This window comes from Bradyrhizobium sp. INPA03-11B, assembly GCF_040446015.1.
GTDB classification, from domain to species: domain Bacteria; phylum Pseudomonadota; class Alphaproteobacteria; order Rhizobiales; family Xanthobacteraceae; genus Bradyrhizobium; species Bradyrhizobium macuxiense_A.
Window position 1 is genome coordinate 38,123 of the sequence record NZ_JASGSR010000063.1, and the last position, 9,717, is coordinate 47,839.

The 9,717-nt window shown below is 64.0% G+C and carries 6 protein-coding genes and 1 pseudogene; all 7 read right to left on the reverse strand.

The window, feature by feature from the left end; genetic code table 11:
* Positions 1–25: 25 nt before the first annotated feature.
* The 7 genes and pseudogenes from QMZ05_RS24720 to QMZ05_RS24750 all read right to left on the reverse strand — a co-directional run bounded on the left by QMZ05_RS24720 (position 26) and on the right by QMZ05_RS24750 (position 9,564).
* Positions 26–1,912 (reverse strand): TRAP transporter large permease subunit, encoded by a 1,887-nt coding sequence (locus QMZ05_RS24720; protein ID WP_353703111.1) that lies wholly within the window; start codon positions 1,910–1,912, stop codon positions 26–28.
* Positions 1,913–1,948: 36 nt separating this feature from the next.
* The gene (locus tag QMZ05_RS24725; protein ID WP_353703112.1) at positions 1,949–2,968 is read right to left on the reverse strand and encodes a TRAP transporter substrate-binding protein; all 1,020 of its coding nucleotides are present in this window, start codon (positions 2,966–2,968) and stop codon (positions 1,949–1,951) included.
* A gap of 307 nt (positions 2,969–3,275) precedes the next feature.
* The gene (locus QMZ05_RS24730) at positions 3,276–4,448 is read right to left on the reverse strand and encodes an acyl-CoA dehydrogenase family protein (RefSeq protein WP_353703113.1); all 1,173 of its coding nucleotides are present in this window, start codon (positions 4,446–4,448) and stop codon (positions 3,276–3,278) included.
* Positions 4,449–4,513: 65 nt separating this feature from the next.
* Positions 4,514–6,481 carry a non-ribosomal peptide synthetase gene (locus QMZ05_RS24735; RefSeq protein ID WP_353703114.1) on the reverse strand — a complete coding sequence of 656 codons (1,968 nt, stop codon included), beginning with the start codon at positions 6,479–6,481 and terminating at the stop codon, positions 4,514–4,516.
* Between the two features lie 52 nt (positions 6,482–6,533).
* On the reverse strand, positions 6,534–7,532 hold the full coding sequence (locus QMZ05_RS24740; RefSeq protein WP_353703115.1) for a thioesterase domain-containing protein: 999 nt from the start codon (positions 7,530–7,532) through the stop codon (positions 6,534–6,536).
* A 102-nt stretch (positions 7,533–7,634) separates the two neighbouring features.
* Positions 7,635–8,426, reverse strand: coding sequence for a 4'-phosphopantetheinyl transferase superfamily protein (locus tag QMZ05_RS24745; RefSeq protein WP_353703116.1), 792 nt, complete (start codon positions 8,424–8,426; stop codon positions 7,635–7,637).
* A 331-nt stretch (positions 8,427–8,757) separates the two neighbouring features.
* Positions 8,758–9,564, reverse strand: a pseudogene (locus tag QMZ05_RS24750) (enoyl-CoA hydratase/isomerase family protein).
* Positions 9,565–9,717: the final 153 nt, after the last annotated feature.

Here is a 9,717-nt window from a genome sequence, read left to right on the forward strand (position 1 = left end):
GGCTCTATCCGATCCGCAAGGTGCTTTAAAGGAAACCGATCGATATCCAGGGGAAGATGGCGACGATGATCAGTCCGATCAACAGCGCCAGCATGTAGCCCCAGATCGGCCGGATACCTTCGGCCGGATCGACGCGCCCGATGGCGCAGGCGGCATAATAGCCGACGCCGAACGGCGGCGCGAACAGCCCGATGCCCATCGCCAGGATGATGATCATGGCGTAGTGCACCTCGTGGACACCGACCTGGTGCGCAATCGGAAACAGCAGCGGCCCGAACAGCACGATCGCCGGGATGCCCTCGAGCACGCTGCCGAGGATCACGAAGGCCAGGATCGAGACCGCGATGAAGGTCGCCGAACCGCCGGGCAGCCCGGTCATCGACGCTGCCAGCGCCCGTGAGAAGCCGGACTGGGTCAGGCCCCAGGCCATGCCGGTGGCGGTGCCGATGATGAACAGGATCGCGCCCGACAGGCACGCCGTGTCGATCAGCATCGGCACCAGCCGCCGCCAGTTGAACTTGCGGTAGATCAGGAGGCCGATGACGAAGGCGTAGACGATGCCGATGGTCGAGACTTCGGTCGCCGTGGCGATGCCTTCGACCACGGCGTAGCGGATCACGAAGGGCAGGGCCAATGCGGGCAGGGCGAACACGAGCGCCTTGCCGATCTCGCTGCCGGTGGCGCGCTGCACGTGGCTGCGATCCTCGCCGCGGTAGCGCCACCACACCAGCCCCGACAACGTGATCGCCAGCACGACGCCCGGCAGCAGGCCGCCGGTGAACAGCGCCGAGATCGAGACGCCGGTGACCGAGCCGATCGTGATCAGCACCAGGCTCGGCGGAATGGTCTCGGTCTGGGCGCCGGTGGCAGCGAGCAGGGCGACCAGATCGCCCGGCTTGGCGCCGCGCTGCTTCATTTCCGGGAACAGAACGGGCGCGACGGCGGCCATGTCGGCGGCCTTCGACCCGGAAATGCCGGAGACCAGGTACATGGCGCCGACCAGCACATAATGCAGGCCACCGCGGACATGCCCGAGCAGGCTCGCCAGGAACGCGACCATCGCGCGCGCCATGCCGGTCATCTCGATCAGCAGGCCGAGGAAGACGAACAGCGGCACCGACAGCAGGATCAGATGGCTCATGCCCTCGTCCATCCGGCCGACCAGCACCATCAGCGGCGTCCGCGTAGTCAGCGCCAGATAGCCGAAGATCGCCATGCCGAAGGCAAAGCCGATCGGCACGCCCGCGAACACGCAGAAGCCGACCACACCGACGAAGAAGATGATCAGATTGAGGTTGCCGAGCGGCCGCAGCAGCGGCTGCGCCAGCCAGAACACGCCGATCAGCGCGACCACGGTCAGCACCGCCAGCAGGAAGGTCTTGATGTCGCCGACCCGCGCCAGCCGCAGCAGCGCGAACAGCGCCATCAGGCAGGTGCCGACCGGCAATGCGGCCGCGCGCCAGGTGTTGGAGATCTGCAGCGCCGGCGTCGTGATGAAGCTTTCCTCGTAGGCGTATTCATAGGCCGGCCTCACGATCAGGATCAGGAACGCCAGCGCGGCGCAGGTCGCGACCACGTCGAGATAGGCCCACAGCCGCGGCCCGGCGCTCGCGACCAGCGCCGTCATCCGCATGTGCTCGCCGCGGCGGAACGCCACCGCCGATCCAAGCATCGCGAGCCACAGGAACAGGATCGACGCCAGTTCGTCGGACCAGATCAGCGGCGCATGCAGCACGTAACGCGACACCACGCCGGCGAACAGGATCACGACCTCTGCGACGACAAGGATCGCCGCCGGGATCTCGACCAGCCATCCGAGCGCCGCCTCGATGGAACCGAGAACGGAGCGGCGGCGAGGGGGCTGTGATGCCGCCTCGCCGGCCACGGCCGGCGTCATCTCGACATGAGCCATAGCAAATCTCCGCTGGCGAGCCTCCCGCTTGATCGATCAGGACAGTTTGCCGACGGACTTCTCGAGCAGATCCCAGGCCTTCTCTCCGTACTTGCCCTTCCACTCTGCGTAGAAGCCGGCGGCGCGCAGCTTGTCGCGGAACGGCCCGACCTCGGGCTGGTTGAAGGCCAGACCCTTGCCGGTCAGTTCCTGCTTCACGGTGGCGTTCAGCTTCTCGGTGTCCTCGCGCTCCTTGACGGCGGCCGCGTTGACATTCTTGGCGACGATGGTCTTGATATCGTCAGGCAGAGCCGCCCAGGCTCTACGGTTCATCAGGAACCAGAAGCCGTCCCACATGTGGTTGGTCAGCGAGCAGTACTTCTGCACCTCGTACAGCTTCGCTGCCGAGATCAGCGCCAGCGGGTTTTCCTGGCCTTCGACGATCTTGGTCTGCAGCGCCGAATAGACTTCGCTGAAATTGATCGAGGCGGGCGATGCATCGAACGCCTTGAACATCGAGGTCCACAGCGGCGACACCGGCACGCGGATCTTGAAGCCCTTGAGATCGTCAGGACCGTTGATCGGCTTGGTCGACGACGTGGTCTGACGGAAGCCGTTGTCCCAGATCTTGTCCATGACCTCGAGGCCGGCCTTGTTGATCTCGCCGCGCACATAGGCGCCGAGCTCGCCATCCATGGCCTTCCAGACCGTGGGATAGTCAGGGAACGCGAAACCGATGCCGTTGATCGAGGCCGCCGGCACCAGGGTCGCCAGGATCAGGCCGGACAGCGTGAAGAATTCGACGCCGCCGGAGCGCACCTGGCTCAGCATGTCGGTATCGGAACCGAGCTGGCTGTTCGGAAACACCTGAAGGTCAAACCGGCCGTTGGTCTCGGTCTTGATCGCCGCGGCCATCTCCCGGGCGCGCGCCACGAACGGGTGCGACTCCGGCAGGTTGTTGGCGAACTTGTACGAGAATTCGGCCGACTGGGCGCGCGCGACATACGGCGCGCCAATTCCGCCCAGGACAGCGGAAGCGGCGGAGACCTTCAGCAGCGTGCGTCGTGATAAGCTCATTGGTTGCTCCCTTGGAGGCTTGTTGTTGTTCTGAGATGCCATCCTATACGGACCTGATGCCGCGGGGTCACCAGCGATCTCTGCACAGCTGGGGCTTATTGCAGCGTCCGTAGGCCGCGGCAATATCGGCTTTCTGACGAGACGCGTGCGCGTGGATTGCCGTGCGATCCAGATGGGCTGGTCTAATTGTAGATATAAATATTCCATAATATACCTTATGCGAATTACGGATATGGATCGGTGGCGCCTGGGGTGATGCCTGGACCAAGCGTCGTTCGCCCTCCGCGACCCGACTGCCGCATGCGGCTCACGACATCGAGGCGACGACCTCCAGCATCACCTCCGTTGCGCCGCCAGCAATGGGCAGGACGCGCGCGTCACGCGCGATGCGCTCAATCGGGCTCTCGCGCATGACGCCCATAGCGCCGTGGAACTGGACGCAGGCATACGCGACCTCGTTGACGAGTTCGGCGCAGATGGCTTTCAACATCGATATCTCGCGGATGCAATCGTCGTCCGCCGCCATGCGCCACGCGGTGGCATAGAGAAACTCGCGGTTTGCCTCGACCTTGGCGGCGAGCATCGCGAGGCGTTGACGGATCGCCTGCAAGTCCCACAGGACGCCCCCGAATGCGCGGCGAGCTTTCACGTGGGCGAGGGTCATGTCGATCGCCGCCTCGGCCATTCCGATCGCCATGGCGGCGAGGACGAGGCGCTCGTTCTGGAAGTTGCGCATGATGGAGTAGAAGCCCTGCCCCTCCGCGCCGAGCACGTTCTCGGCGGGCACCCTGCAACCGTCGAAGACGAGTTCCGCCGTGTCCGAGGAGCGCCAGCCCTGCTTGTCCAGCACACGGCCGACGCTGAAGCCGGGCGTGCCTTTCTCGACGAGGAACATCGTGATCCCGTTGCTTCCTGCCGAGGGATTGGTCTTGGCTGCGACGCAGTAGAGGTCCGCGTGGACACCGTTCGTGATGTAGAGCTTAGTGCCGTCGAGGATGTAGGAGTCGCCCTCCCGGAGCGCGCGCGTGCGGATCGCCTTCACGTCCGAGCCGGCGTCCGGTTCCGTGATGGCAACGGCGGTGATCACCTCGCCGCGGATGATGCCGGGCATCCAGCGGGCCCGCTGGGCTCTGGTGCCGTCATGAAAGACATACACGGACGCCATCTCGGCCTGGACCAGCATCGCGTCGGCTACTCCGCCATAGGTCGAGCGCCCAAGCTCCTCGGCGAAAACCGTCGACGCGACCGCGTCCATCTCGGCGCCGCCATACCCGCCCGGGTAACGGATACCGAAGAAACCGAGTTCGCCCATGCGGCGCAGGACCGGACGGGGAATGAACCCCTGCTCTTCCCAGCCATCCGCGCAGGGCTTGATCTCCTCCTCGACGAACCGGCGGACCTGATCCCGCAGGAGCTCATACTCCGCCGCCGTCCAGGGCAGCCCCGGTCCTCGCACCGGTCCCAAAGCTTTGTCCATCATGTTCGTGCGCTCTGCCATCAGTCCAACGCAAATGTTTCCGTCCGGATTGGAAGCGTGCCGCCACGCTAGAGTTCGATTTCCTCTCTCGGTCCCTCCGATGCGGAAGCGGCTTCGGAATGGGCCACCCAGCGCATCCCGTCGATCACTTCCGCCAGTTCGGACAGTGTCGGGCGCTCGAACAGGTTGCGAATCTGCACGTCGACGCCGAAGATCTTTCGCATCCGCGCCACCGCCCGCACCACCAGCAGCGATTCGCCGCCCAGCTCGAAGAAGTTGTCGCGACGTCCGATCGACTTGACCTTCAGCAGATCGCACCACAACGCGGCCAGCGTCTTTTCGGTCTCCGTCGCGGGAGCGGTGAATTCCTGTGCTGACCGGATGTTTTCCGCCGTCGGCTCAGGCAGCGCGGTGCGGTCGACCTTGCCGTTGGCGGTGAGCGGCATCCGCTCAAGGCGAACATAGTGCGTCGGAATCATCGACTCCAGCAGCTCTTCGGCCAGGTGGGCGCGCAGGTCCGCCACGGTCAGAGCGTCTGACGAGACATAGTAGGCAGCAAGTCGAGCCATGCCGCCTCCGGCCGCGGACGGTTCGATGACGGCGACCGCGCATTCCTGCACCTGCGGGTGCTTGAGAAGGCGCGCTTCGATCTCGCCGAGCTCGACACGCGCACCACCGACCTTCACCTGATGATCTGCACGGCCGAGAAATTCCAGGCGTCCTTCCGGACTCCAGCGGCCAAGATCGCCCGTCTTGTACAGCCGCAGCTTCGTGAACCCGTCTCGGGGATCGATCGCCGTGCGGAAACGGTCGTCGGTCAGGTCAGGCCGATTGAAATAGCCCTTCGCGAGGCCGTCGCCGGCAATGAACATCTCACCGATGATGCCGGGACCGGTCGGCTGATATGCTTCGCTGAGGACGTAGATTCCGGCATTGGCGGCCGGAACGCCGATCGGGACCGAGCCCGCTTGATCCCGGTCGATATCGAAACGGTGAATCATGCAGCCGACCGTGGCCTCGGTTGGTCCGTATTCGTTGTAGATCTCGACCGGATGCGGGATGGCTTTCGTGATGTCGCGGGCCAGCTCGGTCTTGAAGTCCTCACCGCCCACGATGAATTTCCGCAGGCGTGTGGTTTCAAGATTGCGGTCGCGAATCATCGCCAGATGCGCCGGCGTCAGCTTCATGATGTCGACGGCATTGTCGTCGATGACCTTGAGCACGACCATACTCTGCACGCCGGGATCACCGAGATAGACCACGATGCGGCCTCCGGTGATGAGGGGCGTAAAGAGCGTCGTGACGGTCAGGTCGAAAGCCAGAGATGAGAACAGAGGCCAGGCCAGACGTTCGCCGGAACTGTAGACCTGGGCGGCCCACCAGATGTAGTTCACCAGGCTCCGGTGCGCGATCTCGACGCCCTTGGGAGTGCCGGTCGAGCCAGAGGTGAAGATGATATAGGCGGTGCCGTCCGGCGTGGCAGCGGACGGCCGGGCAGAGTCCGGTTGACGCGCGATCGAAGCGAAATCGGCGTCGAGCACGACAATCTCGGCAAGATCGGGGGAAATGGCGGCTTCCAGGCGCGCCTGCGTGATCACCACTGGCGACCGCCCGTCGGTTCCGTTGGCAATATCCATCAGGATCGTAGCGATGCGCCCCTTCGGCGTTGCCGCGTCCACCGGCACATAGGCTGCGCCGGATTTCAGCACGCCCAGGATCGCGACGACGACCTCAATGGAATGCTCCATGAACACAACGGCAATCCGACCCGGCCCCACGCCGATCGCGCTCAAATGCGTGGCCATCTGATTGGAGCGTTCGTCGAGCTGCCGGTACGTCAGCATGACATCGCCGAAGCGGATCGCTTCAGCGTCCGGGCTACGCGAGACCCGGTCGCGAAACAGATCGATGATCGTCCGGTCCGACGGGTAGCTTGCCGCCGTGGCGTTGTACGCGACAACCAGCGTTTGATGATCGGCACTGTTCAGAAGGGGAAGCGCTACGCCCTCCTCCACAATGGGCAGGACTTCATTCATGAACCACGCTCCATCAAGCAATCAATAATCAAACTGCAGCAGTGAAATTGCGTCAGTCGCTCAGCTCCTGGGTTGCCTGGCGATAAAGCGCTGCGATCGCGGACACGTCAGGTTCTTCCAGCATGGAGTCCGCGTGACAGCCCTCGGGCCCGAAATAGAATTCGGCATGAGGCACCGCACGAAGCCATCGGCGCGGCCCCGCACCCGATCGCAGCCAGGCCTTGTTCGGAAGAAATATGCATACCCGGCCCGAATACGGAGCGGGAACGTACTGTCGAAACGCGGCGATCGCCGTGGATTTAAGCCGGGCTCTGCTCGCCAGCACCGGATCTGTCGCGATCGGCTCCTTGCCCTTGCGAACGAAGGTCACGAGACCTTGGAGACGACTGCCGAAATATTGCAGGCGAGCGCCGAATGTCGGCAGCTTCGCCATCTCGCGCTGGATAGCTTCGCGTCCGTTCCTGGCGGAGAAATAAAGCAGACGCGGCAGTTCCTGATAGGTGGTCGGGTGAAGAGGGCCAAAGAGCGCGATGCATGGCACCTCCGCTCCGCGGCGTCCCAGGATTTTCGCGAGTTCGAAAGCAGTTGGAGCGCCGGAGCAATATCCGGCGATGATGTACGGACCGTTGGGCTGATACTCGACGATCTGGCGGGCGAAATACTCGGCGATATCTTCGACGCGGTCCATCGGCTCGCTCTGCCCATCGTATCCGGTCGGTTGGAGTGCGTAGAATGGCTGATCGCCGCCTAGATGCTTCGACAGGTCCGAAAATGTGAACGGCGCCCCGACATGCCCGGGGACGGCGTAGATCGGCGTACGTGTTCCGCCAGACTGCAGAGGAATGATTGCGGGCTGTCGCGCGGCCGCCGTGGCCATGTTCAGAAACGCGATGATCTCGCTTTTCCGGCCCTGCAACTGGTCGCGAAGCTCTGACGTGAGTGCGCCAGCCGGCGCGTTGCACCGCAGCCGGTCGCCCTCCACCCAGAGCCTGATGTCCCTGACCGCGAGGGCTGCGAGGAGCTCGGAAAACTGTATCAACTGCGCTGACATGGGGCTGGCCCGTGTTCTCGTCTGCGACCGCCATGTGCGGGAGCGAAGCGCGGCGCGAATGTGCCCCCGTGCAGTCTAATGGACTTCGATGAGCCTGCTCGTTCAATGCGTAGTGACATCGCGCGATTGCCAGTTCGGGATGACCACGCACCCGATATACCCACTTCGAGGTATGAATCTTCGGACAACCCAATCCCTTTCATTCCAGGACATGGACTGTCCCAGGCCGCACCCCAAGGCCTTGGAGATAGCTTCCAACTGCGTCCAGCGCCGGAAGAAGCCTTCCAGGCGGCCTTCCGCGCCAAGGGCGGCGTAAGACCTGCCGTTAGAGGCGGAAAAACAGAGCGCTGCGATCTCGTCCGCTTCGGGCACAGGGAGGACCGCCTCGATGTCCACGCCGACCTCTTGCCTCGTCGAGAGGGCGACGACTGCCACATCGCCGGATCGCGAGAAGCTGAAGCGCAGATCGCGCGCAGGCATGCGGCGCGACAAATAGGGTTTGCCAAGCGGTCCGTATTCCAGTTCGACGTCGGACGGCGAAATTCCCAGCTTGGAAGCGAGGACCCGGCGCAACTGGCCGCGTCCAACAACAAAGCGGCGGCGGTCCCGCTCCAGCCTCACCCGCTCGGCGCGCCGGCGTTCCTCGTCGTTCAGGCCGACATCCATGGCGCCAATGATGTCCGGCTCCGCATCGAGCGTGAATGCCAGGACCTCTAGGCCGTCATTCTCGAGAACTGGCACGATCATCCCGAGTCTCAGCTCGACGGTTTCATCGAAGGAGCTCAGACTGCGCGACGCCGTTCCCCGGCTCGCACCCGATGCGCCGTCGCGATCGTCTCTGCCCGCGACGGAAGCTTGGCAAAAGTCGGGCTCGAGGCGGCAGTCAGACGTCATACGTGCATTCCGATCGCGAGAGCGCGCTCACGCGCAAGCCAATGGGTTCCGACGAACAGCCGCGCCGTTCGTGCAGATTTCGTCGATTAAGCGATCGGGAAGACACGAAAGCAAGGAGCGGCGGTGGCTATTTGGATGTATGGATGGGCTACCCCTCACGGCCATATGGCATTCAGCAACTCGGCCAATCTCGCTCCGCCCTTGGCAAGTTGCCGGCGCTTGATCGCGTCGGCCGCTCGCAAATAGTCCATGTGGCGGTCGAACGTGACGATCCATTTGGACGGCACCGGCGGCGATGTCGGACTGGCCCAACAATCGTACGACAATGCCGTCAGCGCCCCTGGAAGCGCGGCTTGCGCCGTCCGAGGAAGGCCGCAACGCCTTCCTTGTGATCGTCGGTCAGGCTCGCCAGCGCGAACTGGTCGAGGTCCATGTGGCTGGCGAGATCGTCGAGCGCATGCGCCAGCCGGTTGACCGTCAGCTTGGTCATCGCCACCGAAATCGACGGCTGCGCGGCGACCTTGGCCGCGAGTGCCATCGCGGCCTCGTACGACTTGCCCGGATCAGCCACCTGCTCCACCAGGCCCCATTGATAGGCCTCGTCGGCCGAGATCCGGTCGTCGGCCAGGATCACTGCCTGTTTGGTCCGCGCCGGGCCCATCAGATGCAGCATGCGCGGCACGCTCTACCAGCTCATGTTCATGCCGAGCGCGATCTCCGGCACCCGCATATGGGCATCGCGCGCCATCACCCGAAAATCCAGCGCGACGGCGAGCGCCACGCCGCCGCCGACGCAGAAGCCCTCGATCGCACCGATCGTGACCTGCTCCATCTCCTGCCAGGCGCGCGTCAGCCGCGGCCCGAGCTTCAGGTGCCGGCGCAGCGTGCCCATATCCATGGTCTGGCGCGAGCGCCCTTCGGCATCCTTGAGGTCGAATCCGGCACTGAACGATTTGGCGCCGCCGGTCAGCACCACCACCGAGGTCTCGCCGTCGTCCTCGAAGCTGCGTGCCGCGTCGGTCAGCTGCCGCAACGCCTCCGGCGACAGCGCGTTGATACCGTCGCCGCGGTCGAACCGCACGACGGCGATGCGCCCCTCTGGCCCGAGACCTTTTTCGATCGTCACACAGTCAACCACGCATACCTCCCAGCTCGCATTGTTGTGTATCGCTTGCCTCGACATAACACGGCGATTTCGCCTATTCTGCAGGCATGAGCGAACATGATCACCACCACCACGATCACGACCATTCCGAACTGTCGGAAACCGAACTGCGCGTCCGCGCGCTGG

Bases quoted from the DNA above. Each gene is read 5' to 3' on its own strand.
- QMZ05_RS24725 (WP_353703112.1), bottom strand. From the start codon at position 2,968: ATGAGCTTATCACGACGCACGCTGCTGAAGGTCTCCGCCGCTTCCGCT.
- QMZ05_RS24745 (WP_353703116.1), bottom strand. From the start codon at position 8,426: ATGACGTCTGACTGCCGCCTCGAGCCCGACTTTTGCCAAGCTTCCGTC.
- QMZ05_RS24735 (WP_353703114.1), bottom strand. From the start codon at position 6,481: ATGAATGAAGTCCTGCCCATTGTGGAGGAGGGCGTAGCGCTTCCCCTT.
- QMZ05_RS24720 (WP_353703111.1), bottom strand. From the start codon at position 1,912: ATGGCTCATGTCGAGATGACGCCGGCCGTGGCCGGCGAGGCGGCATCA.
- QMZ05_RS24730 (WP_353703113.1), bottom strand. From the start codon at position 4,448: ATGATGGACAAAGCTTTGGGACCGGTGCGAGGACCGGGGCTGCCCTGG.
- QMZ05_RS24740 (WP_353703115.1), bottom strand. From the start codon at position 7,532: ATGTCAGCGCAGTTGATACAGTTTTCCGAGCTCCTCGCAGCCCTCGCG.